This is a genomic window from Ruegeria sp. CDSA241 (genome assembly GCF_059611265.1).
Map to the genome: position 1 here is coordinate 116359 of NZ_JBXWPF010000011.1, position 26688 is coordinate 143046.

Annotated in this window: 19 protein-coding genes and 1 tRNA gene; 4 read left to right on the top strand and 16 right to left on the bottom strand. The window is 56.1% G+C overall.

Annotation, left to right across the window (positions count from 1 at the left end):
- Window positions 1-2 precede the first annotated feature (2 nt).
- From AC2FJV_RS11950 to AC2FJV_RS11960, 3 genes are read left to right on the top strand one after another with little or no spacing between them, the layout of a single operon-like run.
- Window positions 3-950 carry an NAD-dependent epimerase/dehydratase family protein gene (locus AC2FJV_RS11950; RefSeq protein WP_496713813.1) on the top strand — a complete coding sequence of 316 codons (948 nt, stop codon included), beginning with the start codon at window positions 3-5 and terminating at the stop codon, window positions 948-950.
- Window positions 911-1930, top strand: coding sequence for a glycosyltransferase family 2 protein (locus AC2FJV_RS11955; protein WP_185956666.1), 1020 nt, complete (start codon window positions 911-913; stop codon window positions 1928-1930). The genes AC2FJV_RS11950 and AC2FJV_RS11955 overlap by 40 nt, the downstream gene beginning before the upstream one ends.
- 3 nt (window positions 1931-1933) lie before the next feature.
- Window positions 1934-3052, top strand: coding sequence for a glycosyltransferase family 4 protein (locus AC2FJV_RS11960; RefSeq protein ID WP_271948817.1), 1119 nt, complete (start codon window positions 1934-1936; stop codon window positions 3050-3052).
- Here the strand turns inward: AC2FJV_RS11960 and AC2FJV_RS11965 are convergent.
- From AC2FJV_RS11965 to AC2FJV_RS12040, 16 genes are all read right to left on the bottom strand, one after another.
- Entirely contained in the window at window positions 3027-3683 is a 657-nt protein-coding gene (locus AC2FJV_RS11965) for an HAD family hydrolase (protein ID WP_496693745.1), read from the bottom strand. The two genes, AC2FJV_RS11960 and AC2FJV_RS11965, sit on opposite strands and share 26 nt — an antisense overlap.
- Window positions 3683-4654, bottom strand: a complete 972-nt coding sequence (locus AC2FJV_RS11970) for an ATP-grasp domain-containing protein (protein ID WP_496693746.1) — start codon at window positions 4652-4654, stop codon at window positions 3683-3685. The genes AC2FJV_RS11965 and AC2FJV_RS11970 overlap by 1 nt, the downstream gene beginning before the upstream one ends.
- A 155-nt stretch (window positions 4655-4809) precedes the next feature.
- The gene (locus AC2FJV_RS11975; RefSeq protein ID WP_496713814.1) at window positions 4810-8184 is read right to left on the bottom strand and encodes an error-prone DNA polymerase; all 3375 of its coding nucleotides are present in this window, start codon (window positions 8182-8184) and stop codon (window positions 4810-4812) included.
- Window positions 8181-9659: a Y-family DNA polymerase gene (locus tag AC2FJV_RS11980; protein WP_496713815.1), complete on the bottom strand. Its 1479-nt coding sequence runs from the start codon at window positions 9657-9659 to the stop codon at window positions 8181-8183. The genes AC2FJV_RS11975 and AC2FJV_RS11980 overlap by 4 nt, the downstream gene beginning before the upstream one ends.
- A gap of 258 nt (window positions 9660-9917) precedes the next feature.
- A complete protein-coding gene (locus AC2FJV_RS11985) occupies window positions 9918-11024 on the bottom strand; it encodes a transporter substrate-binding domain-containing protein (RefSeq protein ID WP_271948822.1) in 1107 nt (368 codons plus the stop codon).
- Window positions 11025-11068: 44 nt separating this feature from the next.
- A complete protein-coding gene (locus AC2FJV_RS11990) occupies window positions 11069-12310 on the bottom strand; it encodes a peptidoglycan-binding protein LysM (RefSeq protein WP_496713816.1) in 1242 nt (413 codons plus the stop codon).
- 19 nt (window positions 12311-12329) lie between these two features.
- Window positions 12330-13118 carry a PP2C family protein-serine/threonine phosphatase gene (locus tag AC2FJV_RS11995; protein WP_496713817.1) on the bottom strand — a complete coding sequence of 263 codons (789 nt, stop codon included), beginning with the start codon at window positions 13116-13118 and terminating at the stop codon, window positions 12330-12332.
- A 3-nt stretch (window positions 13119-13121) separates the two neighbouring features.
- Window positions 13122-14093 carry an FHA domain-containing protein gene (locus tag AC2FJV_RS12000; protein WP_496713818.1) on the bottom strand — a complete coding sequence of 324 codons (972 nt, stop codon included), beginning with the start codon at window positions 14091-14093 and terminating at the stop codon, window positions 13122-13124.
- 202 nt (window positions 14094-14295) lie between these two features.
- A complete protein-coding gene (locus tag AC2FJV_RS12005; RefSeq protein WP_496713819.1) occupies window positions 14296-16455 on the bottom strand; it encodes a serine/threonine protein kinase in 2160 nt (719 codons plus the stop codon).
- A gap of 334 nt (window positions 16456-16789) precedes the next feature.
- Window positions 16790-18076: a dynamin family protein gene (locus tag AC2FJV_RS12010; RefSeq protein WP_271948831.1), complete on the bottom strand. Its 1287-nt coding sequence runs from the start codon at window positions 18074-18076 to the stop codon at window positions 16790-16792.
- Window positions 18073-20115, bottom strand: coding sequence for a dynamin family protein (locus AC2FJV_RS12015; protein WP_496713820.1), 2043 nt, complete (start codon window positions 20113-20115; stop codon window positions 18073-18075). Before AC2FJV_RS12015 ends, AC2FJV_RS12010 begins: the two co-directional genes overlap by 4 nt.
- Before the next feature lie 67 nt (window positions 20116-20182).
- A complete protein-coding gene (locus AC2FJV_RS12020) occupies window positions 20183-21055 on the bottom strand; it encodes a hypothetical protein (protein ID WP_142636255.1) in 873 nt (290 codons plus the stop codon).
- Window positions 21056-21077: 22 nt separating this feature from the next.
- The gene (locus tag AC2FJV_RS12025) at window positions 21078-21479 is read right to left on the bottom strand and encodes a hypothetical protein (RefSeq protein WP_496713821.1); all 402 of its coding nucleotides are present in this window, start codon (window positions 21477-21479) and stop codon (window positions 21078-21080) included.
- 30 nt (window positions 21480-21509) lie between these two features.
- Complete coding sequence (locus AC2FJV_RS12030) at window positions 21510-23225, bottom strand: dynamin family protein (protein ID WP_142636259.1); 1716 nt, start codon at window positions 23223-23225, stop codon at window positions 21510-21512.
- 8 nt (window positions 23226-23233) lie between these two features.
- Complete coding sequence (locus tag AC2FJV_RS12035) at window positions 23234-25246, bottom strand: dynamin family protein (protein WP_142636261.1); 2013 nt, start codon at window positions 25244-25246, stop codon at window positions 23234-23236.
- Between the two features lie 2 nt (window positions 25247-25248).
- The gene (locus tag AC2FJV_RS12040; RefSeq protein WP_246097206.1) at window positions 25249-25731 is read right to left on the bottom strand and encodes a hypothetical protein; all 483 of its coding nucleotides are present in this window, start codon (window positions 25729-25731) and stop codon (window positions 25249-25251) included.
- Between the two features lie 664 nt (window positions 25732-26395).
- Between AC2FJV_RS12040 and AC2FJV_RS12045 the strand changes: the two genes are divergently transcribed.
- Window positions 26396-26480 (top strand) — tRNA-Leu (locus AC2FJV_RS12045).
- Window positions 26481-26688: the final 208 nt, after the last annotated feature.

The following is a 26688-nucleotide window of genomic DNA, read 5'->3' on the forward strand; positions in this document are numbered from 1 at the left end:
CAATGACGCGCGTACTAATCACCGGAGCCAGCGGATTCATCGGCTCTCATCTGGCTCGGGCCTGTTTGGCCCGGGGCGATGAGGTCGCTGTGCTTACGCGGCCGGGTTCCTCTCTGGACCGTTTGCAAGGTGTTTCGGGAATCCGCTTTTTCACCGATGGGTATTCGGATGTTGCCGCGATCAAACGCGTCGCGAATGCGTTCCGACCCGAGGTAGTTCTGCATACCGCCGCGCAGACAAAATTTGCCGAGACTGATGACCTGGCAGATCTGAATGCCAGTATTTTGCAAAATCTCTCGACGCTGGTTGCGATCCTGTCGGCTTTGGCCATCTGTGATCAGCCGCCCAATGCGTTTGTGCGCACCGGATCCATTGCGGAATATGGTGATATCAAGCTGCCCTATGTCGAAACTTCGCGAGAGAACCCGCGAAATTCCTATGGCGCGTCTCTGGTGGCCGGAACGCACTATATTGAAATGGCTCAGCCCCGGCTGCCGTTCAAGGCTGTTACGGCTCGGTTGGCGCTGACCTATGGTCCCGGACAGTCAGAAGATTTCTTCATACCCCATGCCATTGGCCGCCTGTTGCGGAAAGCCCCGGTTTTCCTTCATCGTCCACATGATCGGCGTGATCTGATACATATTGACGACATAGTCGAAGCGCTGCTTTTGATTGCTGACGCGCCGGACAAGGCGGGGTCGGTCATTAATGTTGTCACTGGCGATGCTCCGGATATGGCCGCAGTCGCAGGAGAGTTGCAGGTGTTGACCGGAGCAGCTTCGGATATGGTTTCCTCTGCGCCGCCGAAGGATGACCCGGTATTGTTGGTTTCGGATCCTTCACAGATGGCGGAACGTTATGGCTGGTCGGCAAAAATCGCTTTGCGTGAAGGCCTTGAAAGGACGGTTCAATGGACAAAACAGTCACAACAAGCGGAGATGAACGCGTGACTTTGGTTTCAATCCTGATCCCCGCTTTGAACGAAGAAGATAACGTTCGCACGGCCTATGAACGTGTGACCAAGGTGTTTGACGATCTGCCCTCTTATGAGCCCGAGATCATTTTCACTGACAACCATTCCACGGATCGTACATTTGAAATCCTGTCGGATATTGCTGCTGCTGATCCCCGTGTCCGGGTTATCCGGTTTGCCCGCAATATGGGATATCAGTCATCAGTTCTGACGGCCTATCGATCCGCAAACGGGGCCTGTTCGATCCAACTGGATTGCGACATGCAGGACCCGCCCGAGCTGATCCCGCAGATGCTGGATACCTGGCGGCAGGGATATCACGTGGTTTACGGCATTCGCCGTAGCCTGCCGGACGGCCCCATCGTCGCTGCCGCGCGGCGCGGCTTTTATGCGTTGATCGACATGATCAGCAATGATGATTTGCCGAGAAATGCGGGCGAGTTTCGGCTGACTGACCGGCGTATTCTGGACGAGCTGCGCCGGGTCGATGATCGCTCTCCTTATGTTCGCGGGTTAATCAGTGGGATGGGTTTCCGCCAGATCGGCTTTGAATATGATCGCAATGCGCGCACCGCTGGCGAGTCGAAATTTCCGTTTCGGGCCATGCTGTCGCTTGCTGTCGACGGGTTGATCAACCACTCGCTTCTGCCCTTGCGCCTTGCCTCGATGATCAGTCTGACGGTTGGCACAGGGACGTTTTTGCTGATGATCGGATATGTGATCGGCAAGCTGTTCTTTGGCCAGAACTGGCCGGGCGGTTTTGCCACGACCACCATCCTGTTGCTGCTGTCGATGACCTTGAATGCGATGTTCCTGGGAATAATGGGCGAATATATTGGGCGGATTTTCCTTCAGTCCAAAGACCTGAACCGGCCCATTGTCGAACAAGAGTTGAACCGTCCAGAAACTCTGGATCTGGTACAGCAAGCTGATCGTGTAAAAAGCGCCGCTGAGTGAAAAATGAAACTGTTATTGGTGCAAGCTGGGTTCGGAGCAGGCGGTGCGGAAAAGATCGCCGCAATGATCGCCGCGCATCGGATCTCGGCCGGGGATGAGGTTCACGTCGCCGGGATGGCGACAGAGGATTCTGGTTCCTATTTCGCCTATCCTGAGTGCGCGCATTTGCACATGATTCAGCCGCTAAAGATTTCGCGGCGACTGACGCAGGCACGGCGCTACTTGCATATTCGCAAGATCATCCGGGCTGTGCGTCCCGATCTGATCATCTCGTTTCTGACCAAGGTGAATGTGCTGACCATGTTGGCCGCGCGTGGAACCGGGGTGCCGGTTGTAATTTCCGAGCGGAACAATCCACTGGTCCAAAGCGGAAATCCCATGTGGCTGAAAGCGGTGAACAGGCTTGCGCGGGGGGCGTCCGGAATTGTCATGCAGACCGAACGTGCGCGTTTGGATTTGCCTGCGGACCTGATCCCAAAGGCCAGTGTAATCCCCAATCCATGTGCTCCGCTGGGGGGGATTCACATCGGGTCCGGACAGACCCGGCTTGTGGCTGTCGGGCGTTTGGATCGTCAAAAGGGGTTCGATATGCTGCTGCGGGCAATGCCCGAAGTGCTGCGCAACAACCCAGACATCCGGTTGACGATCTTTGGCGAGGGCCCCGAGCGCGGCGCCTTGGAACAGCAGATATCGGCGGCGAATTTGTCGGATATCGTGTCATTGCCCGGCGCCAGCCCAAAACCCGGAGACTGGATGCAAGACGCGGATATTCTGGTATTCCCCTCCCGCTTTGAAGGGTTTCCGAACGTGGTTGCCGAAGCCACGGTCACAGGTCTGCCGGTCATATCGTTCGATTGCGCCTATGGTCCACGGGAATTGATCCGCGACAGGGGAAACGGATTGCTTGTTCCGGCCGAGGATGTTGCCGGTCTGACCAAGGCGATTGTCAGCCTGTCAAAGGATGATGCCTTACTGCATAAAATGCGTCAGAATGCACGCCATAACAGGGAATGGCTGGAACCGCAGCACGTTCTGTCGGACTGGGATTCTTTGATTGCCAATGTGCAAATCGGAGTTGCTGCCAAAGCCGGCACGGCTAAAGGTCTGACAGAACTTCTGTAAGCTGGCCTAAGCTGGTGACCGTGGCATATGCGGCATGCTTAGAACTGGGTGGAATCGGATCATGCACAGCCCCGGGTCGGAGGATTTGAACCGTCCGCCAGCCTCGGGCATTCGGGGTGATAAAGTCCTTGGCCGGATTGTCCGCTACATAGACCATTCTGCGCGGGTTTTGCGCGGCCAATTCCATCTCTTCATAGGCGCGGGGATGCGGTTTCCCGTAGCCATCCGGCCAGGCGCCGGTCGGGCGGATATGCGCAATAAAGCGGTCCAGATCCAGCGCGGCGATCTTGTTGCGCTGCATCTTTTCGGGCCCGTCGGTGATCAACCCCATTGGCTGATCTGCGTTTGTCAAAAACCGCTCGGCATCCTTACATAGCGAAATACTGGGCGGGTGTGATCGGTATTTGGTGATCAGGTCCTGTATGAAAGCATCGGTCGCATCAAGGCCGGTCTGCGCGCAAGCCACATTGAATATGCGTCGTCTTTCCCCCGCATTGTACGCGGCCTGACACTGTTGTCCGAACCCTTCAGCGCCGGTTTTTTCGTGGACCCAACCGTTCAGCCAGTTATAGCCGCTAAAGGCAAAATCTCGCTCCAGATACAGGGTATCGTCCAGATCAAATACCAGCATCAGCCCTGATACACCGCACTGTCATATCGCATCATTTTCACACCATCGCGCCAGTTGTTATGAGCGGTTGAAGGTAATTCGGCGACCTCTTCCAAAAGCCACTGTGCGAACTGTGCGCCCGCATGATCGGCCAGAGGGTAGCCACCCCCGAAACGCGCATTGATCTCAAGCACTGCGGGGCCATGTTCTGGGTCGTCGATGATCTGAAAACAGGCGACACCGCGCAGATCGGGCAGGGCCTGTGCAATGCCTTCGGCGATGGTTTGCAGATCATTGCGTCGCCTGGTTTCACCCTTTTCAACCTCACCGGCGCGAATTTGAATGCGCAGATGCGGGATCACAGTGCAGAGCTGACCCGAGGCATCTACAAACATGTTGATTGTGTATTCCGGTCCGTTCAGCTTGTCCTGAAAGATCATCGGTTCGGGGAATTCAGAGGGGACATCAGCGAGGGTTTCGAATACATCCAGCCCCCGGCTTGCACTGCCGCCACTTGGCTTTGCAAAGATGGGCCAACTGATGTCCTGTGGCCGCTCTAGCAATTCCTGATGATCCAATGTGCGCGGAACTGGAACCCCGGCTTCGGACAGTTTCTGGATTGTCAGGCGCTTGTCCCGGACAACCTCGATCACGTTCACCGGCGAGACATGGACTCGCGCGCCCAGATTGGCAAAGGCGGGCGCGGCCTGTGCCAGGGGCATCAGTTCCGGGTCGATTGTGGGGATCACCAGGCTGACCCCGTGTTGGCGCACAATCTCGAGGATCGAGGTTGCATAGTCGGGGCTGTTACATCGCGGCACGGCGGCGGCGTGATCGGCAAGCGCGCAAGCCGCGCTTTCATCTGGGTTCAGGTCGCAGGCGATGATGGTCAGGTCAACATCCAGACGTTCCGCAGCCGCCCTGAAGCATTGCAGCAGGCCAACACGGCGACCCGCCGACGTAATCAGGATTGCCAGACATTTTCGCGCCATCGGAAACTCACCAATTCATAAACAATTATACGTGCTTAACCTAGCACAGGGTGTCTTGCCCTGTGAACGGGGTAGGGGTGAGTTTGCCTCAATATTGTTTTGAGTTGCGGCAATCCGACAGTGCGAACCCGGCCAGAGATATCCAGCAGTGCGGCTCAATGAAAATCCCGGCTTGGAAACAGCCGCTTTGCCTGATCCCGTGGGTGCATTGCCCTGGCAGGATAGCGGGATTTCTTCGGTGTATCATCAGTGCGGGACCCTTCGGTGCTTAGGACCTCTGGTTGCGGGTGCCCCAATTCGGAAAGCTTATGTGACATGTCCTGAACGTACTGGGCGATCAGGTGCACGATAATCCCTTCACGCTGCAGATACCCTGTGATCCGCAGCAGGCGCCCGCCCATCACGGCCCGGCGGAAACGCTCATAAACCTTGGGCCAGACCACCACATTGCTGACCCCGGTTTCATCCTCTAGCGTCAGGAAAATTATACCCGACGCCGTGCCCGGCCGCTGACGGGTGATAACCAGACCACAAACGCTGTGCCGCCCCAGGGGCACCTCAAGCAAGGCGACATGTGTGGTCAGCCCTGGCAGAGAGGGGCGCAGCAGTTCCATCGGGTGGGCCCGCAGGGTCAGGCGGGTGGCAACATAATCCTCGACCACCTCTTCGCCCAGCTGCATGGCGGGCAGGTTGACCGGGGGTTCGTGAACCGTTTCCCCGTCAATCGGATCATTGAACAAGGGCAGAGGTTTGGGGCTTTGAATGGCTTTGACCTGCCAGAGTGCATCGCGCCGGGTTAGCCCCATATCGGAAAAAGCGTCTGCCTCGGCCAAGCGCGTCAGTACATCAGGCCGCAGCCCCGCACGCAGCCACAGCGCCTCTGGATCCTGATAGCCATTGCCGCGGGCGGCCTCAATCCAGCCGGCGTCTTCTTCCCTGAACCCCTTGATCTGGCGGAATCCCAGCCGCAGCGCCAGCGCGCCATCGGGGCGGCGTTCCAGTATATTGTCCCACTCGGAATGATTGACGCAGATGGGGCGGATTTCGACCCCATGCTCGCGGGCGTCGCGCACGATCTGAGCGGGCGCGTAAAACCCCATGGGTTGAGAGTTCAAAAGCGCGCAGGCAAAGATCGCCGGGTGATGGCGTTTCAGCCAGGCCGAGACATAGGCAAGCATGGCAAAGGCCGCCGCATGGCTTTCCGGGAACCCGTAATCGGCAAAGCCTTCGATCTGGGAAAAACACTGCTCGGCCACTTTGATGTCATAGCCGTTGCCCAGCATCCCATTGATGAATTTATCCCGGAATGTGCCGATTGTGCCCATTCGCCGGAACGTAGCCAATGAGCGGCGCAGATGGTCGGCCTCTTCCGCCGTGAATCCGGCCCCGACCACGGCAATCTGCATGGCCTGTTCCTGAAACAGGGGGACGCCCAATGTGCGCGCTGTCACCTGTTCCAGTTTCGGGCCAAAGGGTTCGGGGTTTTCCAGCCCATTGCGTCGCCGGATATAGGGCTTCACCATATCCCCTTGAATGGGGCCAGGGCGCACAATAGCAACTTCGATTATCAGGTCATAAAGCTCGCGGGGGCGCATCCGGGGCAGGAAATTCATCTGTGCCCGACTTTCGACCTGAAAGACGCCGATCGCATCCGCCCGGCAGAGCATGTCATATGTGGCGGTGTCGTCCTGAGGCACCTTGGCGATGCTCAGGGTCTGGCCTTCATGCTGTTGCAGCAGGCCAAAGGATTTGCGCAGACAACTGAGCATACCAAGCCCCAGCACATCGACTTTCAGGATGTTCAGAGCATCAATATCATCTTTGTCCCAGCAGATGACGGTGCGGTTTTCCATTGCGGCATTTTCAATCGGGCAAAGCTCGTCCAGGCGTCCTTTGGTGATCACAAAACCACCAACATGCTGGGACAGATGGCGGGGAAAGCCGATGATTTTGCCAATCAGATGAATGGTTTGCATGAGGCGCCGGTCGCTGAGGTCCAGCCCCAGCTCGCGAATACGGTCCAGATCAACGCCGCCATTGCTCATGCCCCAGATCTGGCTCGACAGCCCAGCGGTTACATCCTGCGACAGCCCCATGACCTTGCCCACCTCGCGAATGGCTGCACGGGTGCGGAAATGGATGACAGTTGCGCAAAGACCAGCACGTTCGCGGCCATATTTCTCGTAAATCCACTGGATCACCTCTTCACGCCGCTCATGCTCGAAATCGACATCAATATCCGGCGGCTCGCCCCGGTATCTGGATACGAACCGTTCAAAGACCATGGCGATCTGGTCGGGGCTGACATCCGTGATGCCCAAGAGGTAACAGAGCACCGAATTGGCCGCGGACCCGCGCCCCTGACACAGAATGCCCTGCGACCGGGCATATTGTACGATGTCATGTACAGTCAGGAAATAAGCGGGAAACTGCAGATCCGCGACCACCGCCAGTTCCTTGCGCATCAGCCCGACCACCGTGTCGGGCGGCCCTTCGGGGTACCGGCGCTGCAACCCTTCGTGTGCCAGACGTTCCAGACGCGTTTGCGGATGTTCCCCGCTTGCAATCTCATCGGGGTATTCATACGAAAGCTCCGCCAGATCAAAGCTGCACCTGTCGGCAATCTCCATCGTGCGCCGCAAGGCGCTGGGGTGATGGCGGAACAGCCGGACCAGATCCTGGCCGGATTTGAGGCGGCGTTCGGCATTGGGCAATGCGCGGGTGCCGATCTGATCAATCGTGATGTTTTCACGCATGCAGGTCAGGATATCGGCCAGTTGCTTGCGGTGGGCGCGGTGCATCAGCACATCCCCGACCGCCACCATGGGGGCGCAGCTTTTCTGCGCCAGTTGGGCGCATTCGGCCAGGTAGGCCTGATCGCTGCCGTCATAGCGCGGAACAGCGCCCAGAAAAACATGATTGGGAAAGCGCCGTCGCACGGTCTGAATATCTGATGCGGCCTCTGACAGGGTGGTCTGGGGCAGGGCGATCAGGATCATGCCCTTGCAGGCCGTCAGCATGTCTTGCGTATAGAGCTCGCAATCGCCCTTATCTGTACGCCGTTTGCCCAGAGTCAGCAGGCGGGCCAAGCGTTTGTAGGCTGCCAGATCACAGGGCAACGCCACCCAATCTACCGCACTGTCGCGCAGCAGCAGCCGGCAGCCGGTAATCAGTTTAGGCAGAACAGTGCAGTCCGGTTTCGCAAGCGCCTGCCTGTGGCCAACCTCTTGCCGGGAGGAGGAATCAACCCGATATTCAGATCTGATTTGAAGGGGCTGTTTGGTCTGTCGTTTAAGCTCTCGCAGTGCCGACCATGCGCGCACAACCCCTGCCAACGAATTGTGATCCGTGATAGCTATTGCCGACAATCCCAGCTCGGCGGCGCGCAGGACAAGCTCTTCGGGGTGGGAGGCCCCGGTCAGAAAGGTGAAATTCGTGGTGACACAGAGTTCGGCATAACCCAGCCCCTGCGCGTGGGGTTTTGGCATGTGGCGATGCAGGGCGTCTATCGGGCGGTTTGCGGCGATCATGCGAACTCTCCCTGTACAAACCAGCCCGGATTCTGAGGCGTGTAAAACAGCCAGAGCCTGCGCCCCTGCGTGGTTTCCACTCGCCAGTAATCCCGCAGGCCAGAGCTCCAGCTTTCATCCTGATGCCACCACTCGGGCGCGATGCGTTCGGGGCCCGTGGCATGGCCGGTTGTCAGGGACATACGTCTCCAGCGGAACCGCGCGGGCGGATGCGGGCCGGTTGCCGCAATTGGTTCGGGTGGAAACAGGTAGAGCGGGCGTGGGTTCAGGATGCTCCAGCCGCTGGAGGGGTTGGAATAGGCGGCGGCCGCGATGATGAAACTGCGCTCGGGAATATGGCTGTCCGCAGGTAGGAAACGCTGTATGTTTTCAAGCCCGACCCGGGTGCCCAGCCGGGTGATCAGGTCATCCAGCCGGCTCTTGCTGTGGTCCGACACATGGCTGATTTGTTGTACTGGCAGCGCTTCAACCCCGGTGGCCTCCAACCGCATTTGATCAATGCCAAAGCCAGCATCTATTTCCCCCAAACCGCGTTCGAACAAAGACAGGATACGCTGAGGATCGCGCAGAGGTCGGGCCAGACGCAGTTCAACCTGCTGGCAGTCCTGGTCCACCCGACGCAATGTCATGCAAAGTTTCCGGGCGCCCATCTCTTGCGCCTTCAGCTTGGTGCAGAGCTGGGCCAACAGCCGTTCGGTACCAGCCATCACGTCCGACAGTAATCCGATGGAGTCCGGCAGGGTCATGCGCACCGCGTAATGGGGGGGATCGGACAGCGGCGTGATTGCTTCGGGTTGCGCGCCCAGAGCCTGATCCAGCCTGAGCAGCAGACCGGGACCAAAACGCCGTGTCAGCGGTGCGCGCGGTGCTGCCGCCAATGTACCAATTTTGCGCAGGCCCATGCGCTGTAAGGCGACCGAGGTCTTCTCATCCAGACGCAAGGCCGCCACCGGCAGCGACTTTAGGGCCGTCAGCATATTGCCAGAGGCTGCGACCCCCTCGTTATAACGGGCAAGCGCCCAAGCCGCACCGCGCGTATCCCCCAACCCGATCTGCACCCAGAGCCCTGCGCGCGCAAACCGTCCGCGCATATCAGCCAACATCGCCTCTTCGCCGCCAAAGAGATGGGCTGACCCGGTGACGTCAAGCACCAGCCCATCCTCGCCTTCCATCCCCACCCAGGGGCAATAGCGCGTTGCCCAGCGACGCAGGATGTGCAGGAAACGCATATCGGCCTGAGGATCGGCTGTGCAGCTTTGCAAAGCGGGGCAAAAGGCGCGCGCATCCGCATAGGACATGCCCTGATGCAGCCCCTGTTCCGCAGCCTGAGCGTTCAGACAATAAATACGATTGGCATTCTGTTGTTTGAGCGTCAGGACAAAGGGCCCATTCACCAGGCGTCGACGCAGAACCCGGTCGCTTGCCAACCGAGGAAACCACAATGAAACGACGCGACGCTGCATTCCATCGAACATGCCAGATACCAATATGTTCTTGATTTGTTCTTTTTATGCTTCCGCTTTTACAGAGTCGAGTCTTTTGGATCAAACGCCGGCAGATAGTGCCACCGGGATCAAGTTGTTTCGGCTTCGAAGGGAAAGGCGGCCCTTTTAGGCATCAAACCGCGGCAGCCATTACTCGGACTCTCATTCCTGTCGCAAAAATCTTCGGATCTTGAAAAAAGACAGGGCCGGTCCAAAGACCGGCCCTGCGACTGTTCATATGTATCGGTATTAGTTTGACGCGGCGTTCAGCTTTTCGTTCTGTTCACGCAGCGTGTCCGAAATGATCGCGTACCATTCGCCGGATTCACGCATTTCGTTCAGGCCCTTGTTGACCATAGCGATGTATTCGCGTGCAAACGGGTTGGTGCGGTGCGCAAGGAAGCTCATCGAGGACAGCGTGGAAACATAGGGGTTTTCTACGATATCTTCCGAGGTCAGGCCCATGTCCTTCATGGTTGCAGCGAAAAGATCGACTTCGAACGCGGCCACATCGGCTGAGCCGGTCAAAACGGCATCCAGACACTCGCGGGCCGAGCTGGGGTGAACCAACGTCAGGTTCTCGGAATTCAAGCCGACTTCTTCAAGTACAACCATGCTCCAGCCGTCCATACGGCACAGGGTTGCACCTTTGAGGTCTTCGAAGGCCGTCGCTTGTGAGTATTCGCTTTCCGGCAGAGTGAAGAAGCCGCCGACGATGTCATAGACCGGAACCGAAGCAACAAACTCGTTGCACCGGGATTCAGTCGCTGCAGACCACTCATAGGTGTGGTTTGTACAATCTGGAACTGTCCAGGCGATCGAGATGTCGAATGCGCCGAGCGGCAAGAGAGTTTCCAAATGCGAAGTCCAGTCGTCGACAAAGCTGACCGAGAAATCACGGCTGTTGCCGGCACGCTGAAGACTTGTGGTCGCCAGGCGGGTCATGATCCCACCACCACTCAGACTTTCGGTTGTGAATGGCTCCCATCCGTTACCCGCTACCAGCTTGATTGGCGGGGCGTAGACGTTCGAACGTTTCACACTGGCCGCACGCTTTTCTTCTGCTGCGATCAGTTCCTGTGCTGACTGGCCATTCGGCAGACTACCGTCTTCACAGGGCAGGGACAGAACCAATCCAGGCGCCAGCGCGTTTGGGTTGGTGATGATGTTGCGGTTGGCGTTGAAGATCGGCTGATAGTTCGAGGTGCCATAAGCCGCGATGGCGATGGTCGCCATCGTGTCACCATCCGCGACGGTATAGTTGCTACAGGCTTCCTGTGCTGCGGCAGCTCCGGCGCTCAGGGCGGTGACGGCGGTGGCCGAAATCACGACTTTCTTCAGGTTAAATTTATACATGTCCACTTCCTCCAGACTTTTTTGAGTTTAGGCCAATAAGGGCCTTAGCCATTTTCCATTTGATAACGCAGAGCGGTTGAGACGATGTCGCGCCACTCTCCTGATTGCTGCATGATCGCCAGACCCTGATTAAGCGTTTCAAGGATCGCTTCTCCATCAGGATTATCCTTGTGAGTCATGATGTTAAGAGACTTGATCGCTGCCAAGTTGGGGTTTTCTACAATGCGATGCTCGTAACCCAGCCGACCGATTGCCTCGACGGCCAGATGGGCCTCAATTGCGGCGATGTCGGCGGTTCCATCCATCAATGCATGGAAACATTCATCCGGCGAAACCGGGCGCAGTATCGTGATCGCGGGCTCGTACAGCCCCACCGCATCCATATGCGACAGAGACCAGCCCTCGGGTCGGCAGATGGTTGCACCGGCAAAATCCGCATATGTCAGGGTCTCTTCATAGCCCGAACCTTCGCGAGCAAAGAACGTGTCCACAACTTCATAGAACGGGTTTGAGAAATTGTAGGTTTCACAACGTGAACGGTCATTTTCAGACAGTGCATCTGCGTCGTCACAATCTGGACGCGACCACGGGAAGGTTGCGTCAAATGCCAGCGTCGGCATCAACAGATCCAGATGTGAAGACCAGTCATTGACGAACTGGATCTTGTAGGACTGTTCCGGCGCTGCGCGCAACATCGCGGTTTCAACAAGATTTGTATATAGACCACGATGCGGCAGAGCTTCATCCGTGAACGGGGAATAGTTGCCTCCAGTGATCAAAATCAACTGACGATCCCGGATTTCAGGACTTTCACCGGTACCTGCATTGCGGATTAGGGCAGCACCTTCAGCACGCGCGGCCTCGATCTCATCCTTGGCCGCAGCCTTGGCGGCGATGACCGCCTCTGCTTTGGCTTCGGCCACGCGGGACTCGGCTTCGGCGATAGCTTTGGCAGCGCGATCTTCCGCAGCCTTGACAAGTTCGGCGGCCATTTCGGCGGCCATTGCTTCGGCCTCTGTCTGCGGCACGGCAGCCGCGCGCCCGATATCTTCCAAACACGGCAGGGTCAAAACGTCGCCGACGCGGATGACATTGGGATTATTTCCGATTACATCGCGGTTTGCCTCGAAGATGATCCGAAAATCTTCGGTCGAATAGACTGCGATGGTCAGTTCCCGCAGGCTGTCGCCTCGCTGGATTTCATAGGTTGAGCATGCTTCTTGTGCCGAAGCAGCGCCCGTCGCGGCAGCTAGTGCCAGGCTGGATATGATCAGATGGAGTTTCATTGGTCCGGTTGCTTTGCCTCTAGTCGTTTCTTCTGAGTTTGATGACGCCAATCGACGTATTGTCTTGATCCGGGTCGTTCCTGGATCTCAGTGCCCGCAACAGCGCATCCGCAATATCTTGAGCCAGCGCCTCTTCGTTTTCCTCAAGAATTGCCTGAATTTCTGTGTTGCTCAGATATTGCAGCCCATCACTTCCCACGATCAGCACATCCGCGGTGCTAAGACCCAATGGTTCTTCCGGGCAATCGACCTTGGGAATTGCGGCGCCCATTATCACCGAAGTCAGTTGGTTTCGGTCGGGGTGAGACGACGCCTGGTCTGGCGTAAGGGTACCTGCAGCAACCTGAGCATCAATCATCGGAGCCATCGAATGGTCTTCGTTGATTTGGCTGAGGGTACGGTCGCGATAGAGATAAAGGGGGCTGTCGCCAATCGAAATCCAGAAGACGCGCTTTTCCAGCAGCAAAACTCCCAACATGGTTGATCCCATGTTGAAATCTTCACCCTGCTCCTCGCAGTAAGTCGAAATCGCGGCATTTGCCTGCATGGCTGCCAAGGGTAAGGCGTCGATCAGCGCAGTCTCAGCCGGAGCGTCTGCTTCAAGTTCGGTATCCAGTGCATCGCGCCAGGCTTTGACTACCAGTTCAGATGCCACTTCTCCTGCCGCATGCCCACCCATTCCGTCCGCGACGATGACATAGCCCGCATCCGCCGCGTCGAACATACGCGACGCGACCGCGTCTTCCTGCGTGTCGCGCTGACCCTGATCCAGGATCAGCGCAAGATCATATGCCGGGGTCGCCAGCATCAATTAAGCATCCCGCCAATCAAAGCCGTCATCGCAGAAGGCTGCAAAACGGATTGAGGTTTCACTGATCCGGATAAGATCGCCAGTGGAGAGTGGAACCGTGCTGAGAACGGGTTTGCCGTTCAGGCGCACCAGATTGGCCTTGCCGCCATGGCCCAAATAGCATTTGCGGTCTTCCGGGTCATAGGCAATTACAGCATGGTTGCTGCGGGAAATCCCAGTGTCGCCAAAGTCCAGCTGGATCGCCTGATCATCATTACGCCCAATCTGCATCAGGCCTTCTGTCAGCGTAACGCTGGAACCGCGGCCGGGGCCGGAAGTTACAACAAGCCATCCTACCGGGAATGTTGCCTGCGCTGCCTCGGTCTTGGCCATAGCCACCGGCTCGGCTGATTCCATCAGGTCTTGAACATGCGTATCCGCGCGCTCGAAGCCCAGGAAGGTGGTTTTCACACGGCTGCGTCTGTCTTCTTTTGCCGCAGGAGCAGGCTGAGGTTGTGCCTCGACCTCTGGGGCAGAAGGCGCTTCTGGTTCCGGATCAACTGTCTCGACGACTACGTCTACGACCGGTTCTTCCATCGCCATTTCAGGCGCGGGATCTTCAATCGTGGCTGTCAGTTCTTCGGTTGACACATGCAGTGTCACAACCGGTTCGTCGTCCTTTGGGTCGGCATCAACTGTAACCTCGGTGGCGCTTTGCACTTCGGCGACCACTTCCTCGACGATAATCTCATCGGCAGTGGCTTGTTCTGCTTCGGAGAACTCCGGCATCTTGTCTTCGGGTAATAGTTCTTCGCTTTCATCGTAGCTATCAGCGGTAGTGTTGCCGCCTGCCAGTGCATTACGAAGTGCGTTGAAATCCGCAATCGGTTCAGCGTTATCAGACTCAGGTGCCGCGACCTCCTCGGTTTCGGTCTCTTGAGGTTTGCCGGCACCTTCGAGAAGCCGGCTAAGGGGGCTTTTATATTTAAACATGGTGTCGACACCTTTGTTTCTTGGCACAGGATCTACGTCCCATGGGGCTGCTACTCACCTCTGCACGTTCGGTACACAGGCACTGATGATTGGGAACAAAAAACTCATTTACCTTCTGCGACGGGCCGGTCCCCGTCAGAGTGATGGCTTTCGCTTCACTCTCAGCAAACACACACAGGCAGATCACAATCAGACCGGATCATTACTCCTGTACCAGGGGCATAACCGCACCCGTTTCAGTACCGTTGCGCAGAACTGTAAAGCGGGCTTCGGACTGGTTTTCAGAAACAAGGAGCTGCAAAAGCGCGTCCAGCCCTTCAGGGTTGGTAATGTTCTGACCGGTATGATTTTCCGAGATCAGTACATCGCCTTTGCGCAGGCTACCTGCTGCGGGCGCGTCTGGTGCAGTGTCAACAACAGTTGCCCAGCCGTTTCCATTGCTGTTTCTGATAGTGAACACATAACCATTCTCGAGACCCAACATGCGAATGGCGGGCAGGGCCAGCAATCCGTTCTGCGCACGGGTTTTTCCGAGTTCCCGATAACGGGCAGTGATGCGGATATACCCATCCGGATCGACCTTCAGGTCATCCAAAATCTGGGCGGCAAAACTTGCATCTGCCTGGACCGGCACTCCGTTCAGAGTATAAATCGACGCCCCATGCTGCACCCATTCTCCGATCACGGAAGTATCCAGCGTGGGGTCAATGCCGGTCACGACAACGACGCTGCCAGTCGAGGCGCGGCGTTTCGAGGTCTGGAACGGTATTTCCACATCCCAATGAGAATACGCAATCTGCGTTTCTGCCGGTTGGCCAGCAGCAGCGCTGATTTCTACCGGGTCAGCAGCAACTGGGGTTGCCTCGACAGGTAGCGCTTCGGCGTTTTGCGCCGTGAGGGTATCCGTCTGCTCAACAGGTTCTACGCTTGCGACTTCTTGTTCTGGTGCTTCAGCTTCCGCAGCGGCCGGTTCTGCCGTTTCCACGACCTCTTCCGCAGCGGCCGGTGCCGCCGTTTCCACGGCTTCTTCCGGCTGTTCCGAGGCTGGTGCCTCTGTCTCGGTCACTTGGACCGGCGCTGCTGTCGGTTCGGGGGTTTCTTCGCTGCCACTGAACAAAACGAATCCGCCTGCAGCCAAGGCAACCACCACCGCAGCAGCGCCTGCGATGACTTTACCGCTGCCGCCTGATCCGTTCTTGACGATCGTATCGACCGCAACCGCGGCCTCTTCTTTTTGTGCAAACTTGGCCAGATCGCCCTCAAACTTATCCTCATTACCCAGGGCAATGTCAGGGTTCCCAGCCAACAAGGCAGTCACCACCGCCTCGGCATTTTCACTTTCGGCTTTGATCCGGGCTTGCTCTTCGACTTCGTCCTTACGGTCCATCGCTACGATGACCGAGACCGGACGATAGGCGAACGAGTCAAACATGACGCCGGGACCACGGAACATCCGCAGCCAATCCAGGGCCGTTTGCAGACGATCTGTTGCGTGAACTTCCATCGCTTTGTCGATCGCTTCAAGGAACCCATCGGGATAGTCGCTGTACTGACCTGCGAGGGGCGTATAGGGATCATCCTGGCCATTGTTGAAGGCATTCAGTCGGGTTTGCCCGTCGATCGGACGTTCGCCACTGATGGCGTGATAAAGCGTCGCCGCGAGAACATAGAGGTCGCTGCTGGGTCCCTGATCTGCGCCGCGTACATAGAATTCGTGCGGGGAATAGCCGTCTTTGATAACCCGCAAAGTCAACAGGGCAGCTGATTGATTGGCTGCCTGTTCCCGCGCGGCACCAAAGTCGATGAGGACCGGGTCTCCGTTTTGGTCAATCAGAATATTGTCCGGTGAGATATCGCGATGCAGCATTCCGCTTTGGTGGATGAACGAAACGGCCGACAGCATTTTCTCGGTGACTTGGACAATGAAATCCGGGCCAGCGTCGTTTTCGGGGTTCTCGGAATAATCTAGAAGATCGCAACCCCGGATCAGGTCCATAGCGATATACGCCGTGTCGTTGTCTTCAAAGACCTGATGTACGTCAACGATATTGGGATGAACCAGTCGGGCGTGATTGCGCGCTTCCTGAATGAACAGGTCGATGATCGCGCGCAGATCTTCTTTGTGGTCGGGATTGATGGGTTCAACCGCGTCACCATTCCGACGGCACAGAGCGCCCGGATAGCACTCTTTGATCACGACATCGCGCTCTAGGCTGTCGCGGGCCAGGTAGGTAATCCCAAACCCGCCATTGCTGAGGAAACGAAGAATCTCATACTGCCCGCGCAACAGCTTTGCGCCAGGTTCAAGTCCTTCAATCTTAGGTTCGTCGTGCGTTGCACCGACAGCCTGGTTATGGCTCATTTCATTCCGCCCGTTCTAATCGTTTTGCGGCAAAAAACCTGGGCAAATAGCCCGCAAACACACAACCAAAAACAACCGCAGGACACTCAAGTCGGTTAGACGATTCAAATTTGACTTTATTGGGGCCGCCTGATGGCTTCACTAAGGATCGTTTTTGCGATTGATCTATATGTGGTGTGTATTTGACAGTTTATACTACATATAGAAATATATTGTGATAAAATCGAAAGCTAAAAACAAATTCTTAAGGATTGGTCTACAAATTCGAAACAATAGATTCGTAGGAATCGCTTCTACGATTCGCGGAATTGCCGCTCAGCTTTGAGCGGAAATTTCAGGTTCCGGTCTTTGGCTGTGCCGATTCAACCCGGCTGCCGGCCCAAGCAAGGTTGTCACTCAGCTGTGCCAGGATGCTAATCGCATCCTTCAGTGGCGCAACGCCGCTTTCGAACTGAAGCAAAAGCAACAAGTCCGTGGCCTTTTCGAACTCACCCGGAATCCAATCCGCCGTCGGGTCAATCTCGCCATCGTTTTCCAGGCGCTCGGCGAAATCCTCAACGATTTCCTGACAGCTTTGCAGGAAAGCCGCAGGCTCCATATTTGAGGTTTCCCGCAGGTCCTCATAGATACTGGCAATTGCGGCAAGCCAGTCTTCCAGGATCGGATTGTCGATAGGGGGTAGCACGTTTTCCAGCGTAGCCTGCATAGAGGGCGCGTCGAGGGCGGCTATGTCCGGCACCTGAACGTCAATCGATTTCAGATAGGGCAGAAAGTGCTGTTCCAGATCTTCGCGCGCCGAACTCAGGTCTGCCTGTCGCCGGTTCGAAGCAATATCAAGCACCTGTTCGGCCAGCCCCTGTCCACCGCAGGTTTCCCAAAGGGCGAAATCCGGTTCTGGCTCTTGCGCCATGGCACGGACAGCCACTGGGGTGCCGATCGGCACAACCGAGCGGAACATATTGCGCTTTTCTTTGTTCAAGCGGGCCAACACCCGGTCAAGCGCGTCGCGTACCGGAGGCAAATCTGTATGTGTCACAGCCAATATGCTGTTTGCTCGCAACTCTTCCGGAACCTTAGCCCAAAGATGGCGTTCCGTTTCGCGCCATGCATTTGTGCCGTTGGTGCACCAGATTGCGCAATCCACAAATTTGAGCAGATCGAGCGTCGGTTTATAGGTATCATCCAAAGCGCCTGACCCAGGCAGATCGTAGAGCGATATCTCTTGCAGGGCAGGGGTGTTCAATCCAACAGAGATAAAGTCGGGTTCGTCTTTGGCGGCTTTTTCAAGTGCAATTCCAGAATAGACCTTAGGTTCACGGTCCCACCACCCGACAGTTGTTTCGGGGGTTTCGGAATATGCCACAATAACGAGCGGCAGTTTCAGATGCTGCGGCCCGGTAGGCAGAATATCTGCCCCGGCCAACATGTTGGCCAGGCTGGATTTTCCCGCCCCAAACTCTCCGGCGAATCCAATATTGACCGCGTTTGACAAGCGTTCGGCATGCGCCAAAGCACGGGCGCGCATATCTTCGAGCGCCACGTCGCTCGGCAGGCTTTCGGTCGCGGTCAGAAAGCGCTCGAGCTGCCTCACTTCCTTGTCGGTTCCGGGAAATTCGATCATTCCGCTGCCTCTGCTAGTCTTTCATCTGTTTGATGCTGGCTGAATAGGGTGCCCAGTTCGTCAGAAATATGTTGTGCGTGGTTGAAGGCGGCTTGCGCCTCGGCCCGGGCATTTGTTTCGCCGCTTCCGGCACGATGTTCAAGATGTGTGGCGAGCAGGGCCAGATAATGGTCCAGCACGGTATTAAGCCGCTCGGTCAAATCACCGCGGGCGGTATCCACCAGATCATCTCCGATCATCTCAAACTCCTGAACGATCATGCGTTCGGCACGGGACACGACACTTTTACGCGAAATCAGCCGGGACAACCAGTTTACCCGAAGTTCAACAGTGATGCCACGGGTCAAAGCGGACGTGTCCGGACGGAACCAGCGAACTGCGCTGGTGTTCATCCGATTGTCGGTTGCGTCCTGCCAGCCGGGCAGAGCCCGCAGCGTGGCATTGCTTTGCATGTCGATTGCGTAGAGCTCGCTCAGCATTCTTTGGCGGACAACTTGGGTGGCCCCCTGAACAAGTTCGCGCATGCGGTCGCGCAGCGGCGTAAAATTCAGCTCGGTTTCTCCGGTTTTCGACAACAGCGGAGAATCTCCGTTCGGGCCGCGAACAACGCCCGACACGGCCTCGGCCACGGTGTCATCCATTACGCCTCTCAGGTTGGCCAGGACGTCATCCATTTCGTCAATGATCTTGGTGGTCTTGTCGCTGACCGAGTTCCGCAGATCGGCCAATATCCTGTTGTTTTCACCAGCGTCTTCTGCCGAGGTTGTGGTGTCGTTCTCGATCGCGCGCAGATGCGCTTTGGACCGGTCCAATTCACCTTGGGCAAAGCTGTTGAGATGCTGCCAGGCCATACGCAGTTGTTCATCGCGCGGGCCTTCTGTCAGCGCTCGGGTCACATGCCGGCGCAGATCGGGCAACCCGGAGGCGATCATAGCGGCAAAGCGCAAAACACCTTCGCGGCTGATCGGGCCGGGGCCTTGTTTGATCTCTTCGACACCGTCCAGATATTGCTTCATCTGATCGGGGTGCGCGCGCAGCCAGGCCAGGACATCGTCGTGATTGATACCGGCTTCGTCACCGGTCAGGGCGTAATGCGCCCATTGGGCACTGCCGGTCAGAACGTCAATGTTCGAGTTCCCAAGTGCCTTTTCAAGCCCGTCCAAAACATCGGCCCGCACCTTGAAGGCATCTTCGGCACCATTTCCCAATTCGTCCACGCGGTTGATAAAAACCACGATCTGGCCCAGCTCCAGCGCTTGCATTAGGCGGAACAGTTTCAAGTCCGCCCGAGAAAGCGCCTGATGCGCCGACAGGACAACCACAAAAAAGTCGGACTCTTTGAGGTATTGACGAGAGATCTCTTCGCGGATCAACAGAGGGTCATTTACGCCGGGTGTATCGGTGACCGTAAGCGGAAATGGGAAATGTCCGATGTCAAAATAGACCTCGGCCTTTCGGGTGATGTCGCTGTAAAGGCCCCGGTCCGATGCCGGATCGTGTGTCCCACCCTCGGTCGGGTCATCGCCTGCGCAAACATAACGTGCCAAATCATCCGAATTCAGGTCTTCCAGATCATGATGTTGGCCCAGCAGCTGTTCATAGCTATCGCCCAGCCGAAGCTTGGCGCGGGTCTTCATTGCGTCGACCTGTTCTTCGATCATCTCGCGCTTATAACTGTCCTCGTCATCGGGGAACATGTTGCGCAGCTCTTCGCCTTCGGCAATCAGGGACTGCCACTGACGGTTGTCGAAGAAATGGAACTCGGCACCTTGCGTCCGGCCCGACGGGTGGCCGAAATGCATATCAGTGATTACGGTTGTCCAAGGGTTCACATCCGACGGCAGATATTCGGCCTGTCCGGTAAAACCATTTATCAGTCGGGATTTGCCGGCCTTGATCTGACCAACAAAAGCAATCGAGGGCTTCAGGTTCGAAAGATCACCAATGATCCGAGAGATAAACTGCCCGGTTTCGTCATTGCTGACGCCTTTCATCTCGTTGGCTATACGAAGTAACTCGCGACGATTATTCTCACTCATAACACATACCCTGACTACTTTATTTCACGGATCGAATTCGTTGAAAAATTGAACTGTTGGCACCGGATCATTTTTCCGATCCCGTAACTGATTTCCAAAGGTTTACGACGGCTCCCAGTTTGCGCGCTTCATGAATGGCCAGCGCAAATTGTGACCCGTCATGCAGAACGGCAAGCGCATCCCCTTTGCCCCCTGAAGGCCGCATTACAATCAGCTGAGGATGATCCAGCGCGGTGGCGGCGTCACCGTCCCATCCAACAAGATCCTGTGCAAACTGACGAAGCAGATCCTGATCGGCGTGCATGGGTTGCCCGACGTCGCATACTCCTTCGAGCCGCGAGATGGCTGCACCGTCCACGGAAACTTCGGCGCGTCCCAATGCGAACCGTTCAGCGCCATCAAAAAACGCGCTGGCAATGGTTCCTGCTGTCGCCCCGGCGGCGGACGCTGGAATATCTGTTTCTTGCGGGGCAGGCGTGTCGGGAACCAAAGAAACGACCGTCTCGGGCGGCAGCTCGATAGTGCCGCAAGCCTTTGCAATCTCGCTGAAAGTCACACCGACATCATCGACCTCAAGCGCCGTGTCCGGCTGCAGAGAAAGCAACTCCAACGGGGCAGGGGCTGCTGCAATATCGGACACCAATTCGGCCAAGCGGGTCGCAAGCTCTTCACGCGGAGTAGTTTCAAAATCCGGTATCATGCCCGAGCGGACCCGGAAAACATCAGTTACCCGAGAGCTGTTGACTTCCATTGCCAGACAATCGCCATTGGCCGCCGTAAATTCCAGCCGGCGCGGCAAAATGGTTCCGCGAATGGTGCGCAGGATCTTTTCACGACGAATCTCAGTCGTCTCAGCAGCTAATGTAACCGTCGGATTCAAACGGGCGACCGACAACCGCCCGATGTCTTCGAGCATGTCCAGTATGTCAGTATCCATCATGCCGTGACCCCCTCTGGTCCCGTTATACAGCGGCCGTAACCGGCCCTAGGCTTATGTGCGATTTAGTAAGCGCCAGCCCCACATTGGCACTGTCGCGACAGATGTAGCAGACCACATGGTCCGGGTAGTCCGGGGTCCGCAGGAAAATACTCAGCCGATCCTTTGAAAACACTGCGATTTCGCCAAACCCAGGATTTTCCGTATCGTCGGCGTCGGTCGAACGCAGCAGATTCTCAAACGCGATCACACCGCGCCCCTGAAAAAGGTTGGCCACCGCAATGGCCAGAGTATCCAAGGCTTCGGCACTTTCCGAGTCTGTGACATGGGTGCCTAGCAACATACCTGTCTTCATGTCGACATACCCGGCTGCTATGCAGTCGGGTATGGTCGCCATCGCATCGTTTAATGCTGTTTCGATAGACATCAGTTGCCCTGTCTCCTAGGTTTCTCACGGCTAAAGTACATGTCGTTCAACACCCGTGTCTTCAGAGGTATTGGCCATGGGCCTTACCGCGTTATCTGATTTTCGCGCATTGTGGTCGGCCGTGATTTGGTCAAACTCCTCAAGAAATGCTTGAAATACCTTCTTCAACGCTTCTGGGTTGGTGGGCATGTCTTCGCCATCCGTGACCTCGCGCCACATCGCCGCCGCGCTAAGCGGGGTGTCGACGGACACGTTTACAATGTCTTCAAACGAGCCCGCGATTTCCGGTCTGCTCTCTGGCATGGCAACAACCTGAGTGTTCATCAGGCCATTGGTTTCCGGCTCTGGTTCGAACTCATCCTCGGCATCATCTGATTGTTCAGCCATCAACGCTGTGATCGAGGATACGGAAAGTTCGACCGGGGTTTCTTCCGGCTCTGCCTGAGCGGTCTCTTCGGGCTCCGGAACATCTGTAAGCTGGTCCTCCAAAGAGGCCATGAATGTGTCAGCTTCGTCTTCGTCACTGAACAGGTTTTCTTCTTCAGCAACTTCGGCTTCCGCAGAAAGTGGCTGAACTTCAACAATGTCAGTTTCATCAATGACGGATACGGCCTGTGGGTCTGTTTCATCATCCTCGGTAGGAGCAACGGACAGATCGGCAACGTCCGAGTCCTCGGGAGTGGTCTCCCGGAAGAACGCCCGCAATTCGTCTTCTTTTTCTTCTTTTACGATCTCGGCGCCCGAGGTCATGTCGGCGCGCAGACGTTCGGCCTCTTGTGGGTCAATGCGCGGGGCACGTTCAACCTCATCAGGGCGCAGTTCGACCCGGGCAGGGCGCACGGGGAATTGTGTCACCACCTCGGGCTCTGTTCCCTCATGCAGCGGGTTTACCAGCTTCAGCGGAGCGGTTCCCTGTACATTCGAGAAATTGCGCCGCGGGCGCAGCGGGTGTACCTGAGGAGCATCGGACAAGCTGGTGTCAATTTGATAACGCGCCAGCTGATGAGCGCGGCTGTCCATGATCAGTTCTGTGATTTCCAGGAAGCTGTCGACCATCTTGCCACCGCCACTGCGGGTCCACAATTCGGCGTCCCCACTTTTGTCGCGGGCCATGATGGCATCACGGGCTGAAAACAGGATCGAACGGTTGAACAGGTGACCTGCTTCGCGGTTCACACGACGAAGGACCTTTTGGCGATCCTTGACATCCAAAACGTCTGCACGTGTGACCAGCAGCAATGAATTATGTTGCAACCGTTCGGGCAGGGAAACCCAGGTTGCCCGTTCAGTTTCGCGCCATGCCTGCGTGGCGTGCGTACACCAAATAACGCCATTTGCCTGACCGACAGCCCGTCGCCAGACATCAGTAGAAATCTTGGGGTCGGAAATACCCGGAGTGTCAATCAGGTCGACGGCTTCAAGAATGTCGGATTCCAGAAATATGCGAATAAACTGGGCATCATTCACCCCGACTTGTTCCAACTGGTCCAGGTTGATGTTTTCGCGAGTTCCGTCAGGGCGTTGTACATAGGCCGACCTTCTACCCCAACTGAACCAAACTGGTGGCAGCTGTGTGGCTGTAACCTGTGTAGGCAGTGCCTCCGAGCGCAGCAGAAAGTTCATCAAGGTTGATTTGCCGGCGCTGAATTCCCCCATAAGTGCGAAAACAGGTTTCCTGCGGGACCATTTTTCAATGCGGTCCCATGCTTTTGAAGAGACGAAGCGGGTTTGTGAATCTTTTGCCATATCGCTACTTATGCTGCCTCGTTACTAAGATCTTTCAGGATATCGCCGAGGATATCGTCGCGGGATTTCTGAGGGGCCAGCCCCTCCATCAGCGCTGCACTGCGACCGGGGTCCTTTTCGGCCGAGGCCGAAATGTTCAACAGAGTCTCCTTTTGCTCGCGCATAAAGTCGGAAAGGGCGGCGCGGACATTTTCAAGAACTGCTGCAATCTGGTTTTCTTCGATATCCTTGGTGATCGAATTCGCCTCCGATGTGATCAGGCGCGTATAATCCGCCGCATAGGCCTCGAAACCATTGCGGCGTTGCCACCAGCGGCGCCACCATGTGCTTTGCAAGTCCAGGGCAATCGTGCGTCCGATACCCAGTGGAGGTGGTACCCGCGGGACGATTGGTGCCTCGATGCTGAACTCTCCCAGATGGTTGCCCAGCAGGCTTTGATACAACGCTTCGATGTCAGCGGCTGCCGCTGAATACAACGCACCAACTTCTTTGCGCATCGACCGGGCAAAGCTAAAATAGGCCGCTTTTTGCAAGGTCCGCAGCCCGGCAGGATCGTACTGCCACGTTCCTTGCTCGCCATTTTGCTCAAGATGCGCGATCAGAGAATCGGTGGCACGTTTGACAAAGTTGGCTTCGGCCGAGTTTAGACGCTCAAGCACTTTCGCGCGCAAGGAAGCAGTAAGCTCAGCGGCCTTCTTTTCATATTCTGCGTTGACCTCGGCCACGGCGTCTTCGGGTGCTACCCCGTTCAGCTCTCGCACGATCCCTTCGCTGTCGGATAGTTTTTTGGCCACGGCGGTCGCCCGGATCTGACTGGCGATGTTACGCGCCCGGTGGCGTACACGGTCCAGAAGTCGAGTTCCTGCGCCTTCGGCAATGCGTTCATTCATCGCCAGCAATAGGTCGGGCAAACCGGACAACGCCCAAATCTTGTCCAGTGACGGGGCCTGATCGCCAAACCCGGCCGCCAGATAGAACGTGTTCAGGGCTTTCCGGGATTCCTCAGACAGAATATCGGGATTGCCAGTTATCGCGGCCTCGGCCCACAGGGCGCTGCCGAACACGACACTTGCCTTGGTGTCGATATTGTTCTGTTTCAGCGTGTCCAGAATCCGATCCCGAATCTCAGGAACCTGGGTGACCGGATCTGCAAGTTCGTCAATTCGGTTAACAAACAGGATAATCTGACGATTTTCGAACTGAGCGATGATCCGCATCAGCGCCATGTCCATTGTGGTCAGAGCCTGACTGGCTGCCAGAACCACAATGCAGACTTCGGACCCGCGCAGGCTGCGCAGGGTGATCTGTTCACGCACCATAAACGTATCGTTTACACCCGGTGTGTCGCACAGCTTGAGGGAAATCGGGTACTGAGGGATGTCCATGTACAGCTCAGCCGACTTTGTCACATCCGCAAAACGACCGGTCTTGGGGTTGATGTCCGGGTCGTCTTCATCACCCAGACACACATACCTTTGGATCAGTTCCTCATCGAAATAGTCGTATTGATGGCTTTGCCCCAGAATCAGGTCGAAATGCTTACCCAGTCGTTCCTCGGACTTAGCTTTCATTTCGCCGATCTGACGGCGGATATCGTCCATTTCATCGTCGGCGCCGGCCCGATTGGCCAGCTCTCCCAGCCGGCCGCCGCCAACCATCAAATTGTCCCATTCCTCTTGTTCGAAGAAAGTGAACCGGGATTTTGTATCACCCTGGGTTCTGGTGTTGATGTTCAGCGTGGTAACCACAGAGGTCCAGGGGTTCACATCCGAAGGCAGCAGGGCAGGGCGTGCGGACAGAATGTTCACAAGCGAAGATTTTCCCGCCTTGACCTGACCGACCAGCGTGACGCTGGCAGTGAAATTCTCCATGCGTGTCTTGAGCGTCGCAAGACGTGCCGAGGAGCGCGCGTCCGCCACCTCTGTCAGTTGGTCAATCTGTGTCGTCAATGCCGACATGGCCGAAGTCATTGGGGTCAGCGCTTCGTTTCCAACAGACAAAAGATGATCGTTACGCGCCATGGTTAGCCTCCGGTTCCTGTAGCGGCGATATGAGGTTCGATCTGCCCGTGAGGTGCGCTAGTCAGCGTATCAATCCGGGCGATCAGGTTCAGGGCGTTACCCAAAATTGCGGCTTCGGCGCTTGGTGTGATCGATTCATATGCGCGGGCATCGGCCAGCACTTCGATCGAGCTGAAGCAGTCGCTATTTTCCAGGCACGCAACACTGCGCCCTGTTGGGAAACCCTGGGATTTGACCTCGGGCAGGGGCATTCGGGAATTGGCAAGCAAATAATGCCCGCCAGAATGCGTGCGCAGCGAGATGCCAAACCCGGTATTCGGGTGTTCGCGATTCAGGGTTTTGAGTTCACCAAGAAAACTTTCGCGTGCAAGACCAATCGCGTCTTGCTCGGCAGATGCAGAGTTCATCATGTTGGTCACGGTAAAGACCCTTGTACTGGAGTTAAGCGAACGAACTGGTAAGACGCCCGAAGGCAAAAGACTCATTAACTCCTTTCCACCCATCAACTACTGGCAAGGCGGTCTTATTTTGACGCGAATAAGATTTTTTGGCGTTTGAATTGTGGCGCAAGTATGGCTGCGGGCTTGCCCGGGCCCACTACTAAACTAAAAAGCGTATAAAAATATGAGCATATCTGCTGAAGTTCACAGCGAGCCGAATTTGATAACTGGTCTCCAAATGGGGTGTAACTATTTATTAAATTATAGTTTTACATACATGCGGTCAGCTCCATATTTGGCAAAATCTTGTCATGAGACAGAATCCATCGCCCAAACAAAGTGCGCTTTCGGGAAAGGCAACAACAACACGGCACAACGTGAGGGTGTTTAAATTTGGCAGGTTCATCAATGGTGAATTTTAACAGGACGCTATGTTTCACATAGTCTTTTTTGGGGGCTACCTGGTCTGCGAGATTTCTGTTTTGGGCGGCGTCAGGCAAAGCTTGGTCAGCTGAAAGTCCATTGGCCTTTCCGGTCGGTGTGGTCGTGCGGTCTTTCATATGTTTTCGGGTTGTGTGGTGCCTCTGAGCAGAGGTTGGGTTTGTTCTGAAACGGGCATCAATATTCTTCGTGTAAACTACAATTTCCCTCTCGCACTCGTTCAAAAGCTTTGCTATTGAGCGGCATTCCGGCAGCAGCTGCTGGTCGTGCGGGTGTGGCGAAATTGGTAGACGCACCAGATTTAGGTTCTGGCGCCGCAAGGCGTGGGGGTTCAAGTCCCTCCACCCGCACCATAGTTCAGTGTATTGCATTGATTATATTTTATAAATTAGACCCAATAGAGCAACTTTCCCGATTGCTCTGGGACCTTCGCACGAAAGAAGGCGCGCTTCTGACAGCTTTTCGAGACATTTTGGGTTTCCGGTTGTGAACTCATGCTGAAGCGCAATTTCTGATTTGTTCTTTTACGTCAGCCGGTTCTGGATTTCCATCAGATTGCTT

What these genes read in the sequence shown, in the direction of transcription:
- AC2FJV_RS12005 (WP_496713819.1), bottom strand. Translation starts at nt 16,455, where the DNA reads ATGAGCCATAACCAGGCTGTCGGTGCAACGCACGACGAACCTAAGATT.
- AC2FJV_RS12035 (WP_142636261.1), bottom strand. Translation starts at nt 25,246, where the DNA reads ATGGCGCGTAACGATCATCTTTTGTCTGTTGGAAACGAAGCGCTGACC.
- AC2FJV_RS11980 (WP_496713815.1), bottom strand. Translation starts at nt 9,659, where the DNA reads ATGTTCGATGGAATGCAGCGTCGCGTCGTTTCATTGTGGTTTCCTCGG.
- AC2FJV_RS12020 (WP_142636255.1), bottom strand. Translation starts at nt 21,055, where the DNA reads ATGATGGATACTGACATACTGGACATGCTCGAAGACATCGGGCGGTTG.
- AC2FJV_RS12015 (WP_496713820.1), bottom strand. Translation starts at nt 20,115, where the DNA reads ATGAGTGAGAATAATCGTCGCGAGTTACTTCGTATAGCCAACGAGATG.
- AC2FJV_RS12030 (WP_142636259.1), bottom strand. Translation starts at nt 23,225, where the DNA reads ATGGCAAAAGATTCACAAACCCGCTTCGTCTCTTCAAAAGCATGGGAC.
- AC2FJV_RS11950 (WP_496713813.1), top strand. Translation starts at nt 3, where the DNA reads ATGACGCGCGTACTAATCACCGGAGCCAGCGGATTCATCGGCTCTCAT.
- AC2FJV_RS11970 (WP_496693746.1), bottom strand. Translation starts at nt 4,654, where the DNA reads ATGGCGCGAAAATGTCTGGCAATCCTGATTACGTCGGCGGGTCGCCGT.
- AC2FJV_RS11960 (WP_271948817.1), top strand. Translation starts at nt 1,934, where the DNA reads ATGAAACTGTTATTGGTGCAAGCTGGGTTCGGAGCAGGCGGTGCGGAA.
- AC2FJV_RS11995 (WP_496713817.1), bottom strand. Translation starts at nt 13,118, where the DNA reads ATGCTGGCGACCCCGGCATATGATCTTGCGCTGATCCTGGATCAGGGT.
- AC2FJV_RS11975 (WP_496713814.1), bottom strand. Translation starts at nt 8,184, where the DNA reads ATGATCGCCGCAAACCGCCCGATAGACGCCCTGCATCGCCACATGCCA.
- AC2FJV_RS12000 (WP_496713818.1), bottom strand. Translation starts at nt 14,093, where the DNA reads ATGTTTAAATATAAAAGCCCCCTTAGCCGGCTTCTCGAAGGTGCCGGC.
- AC2FJV_RS12025 (WP_496713821.1), bottom strand. Translation starts at nt 21,479, where the DNA reads ATGTCTATCGAAACAGCATTAAACGATGCGATGGCGACCATACCCGAC.
- AC2FJV_RS11955 (WP_185956666.1), top strand. Translation starts at nt 911, where the DNA reads ATGGACAAAACAGTCACAACAAGCGGAGATGAACGCGTGACTTTGGTT.
- AC2FJV_RS12010 (WP_271948831.1), bottom strand. Translation starts at nt 18,076, where the DNA reads ATGATCGAATTTCCCGGAACCGACAAGGAAGTGAGGCAGCTCGAGCGC.
- AC2FJV_RS11965 (WP_496693745.1), bottom strand. Translation starts at nt 3,683, where the DNA reads ATGCTGGTATTTGATCTGGACGATACCCTGTATCTGGAGCGAGATTTT.
- AC2FJV_RS11985 (WP_271948822.1), bottom strand. Translation starts at nt 11,024, where the DNA reads ATGTATAAATTTAACCTGAAGAAAGTCGTGATTTCGGCCACCGCCGTC.
- AC2FJV_RS11990 (WP_496713816.1), bottom strand. Translation starts at nt 12,310, where the DNA reads ATGAAACTCCATCTGATCATATCCAGCCTGGCACTAGCTGCCGCGACG.
- AC2FJV_RS12040 (WP_246097206.1), bottom strand. Translation starts at nt 25,731, where the DNA reads ATGAGTCTTTTGCCTTCGGGCGTCTTACCAGTTCGTTCGCTTAACTCC.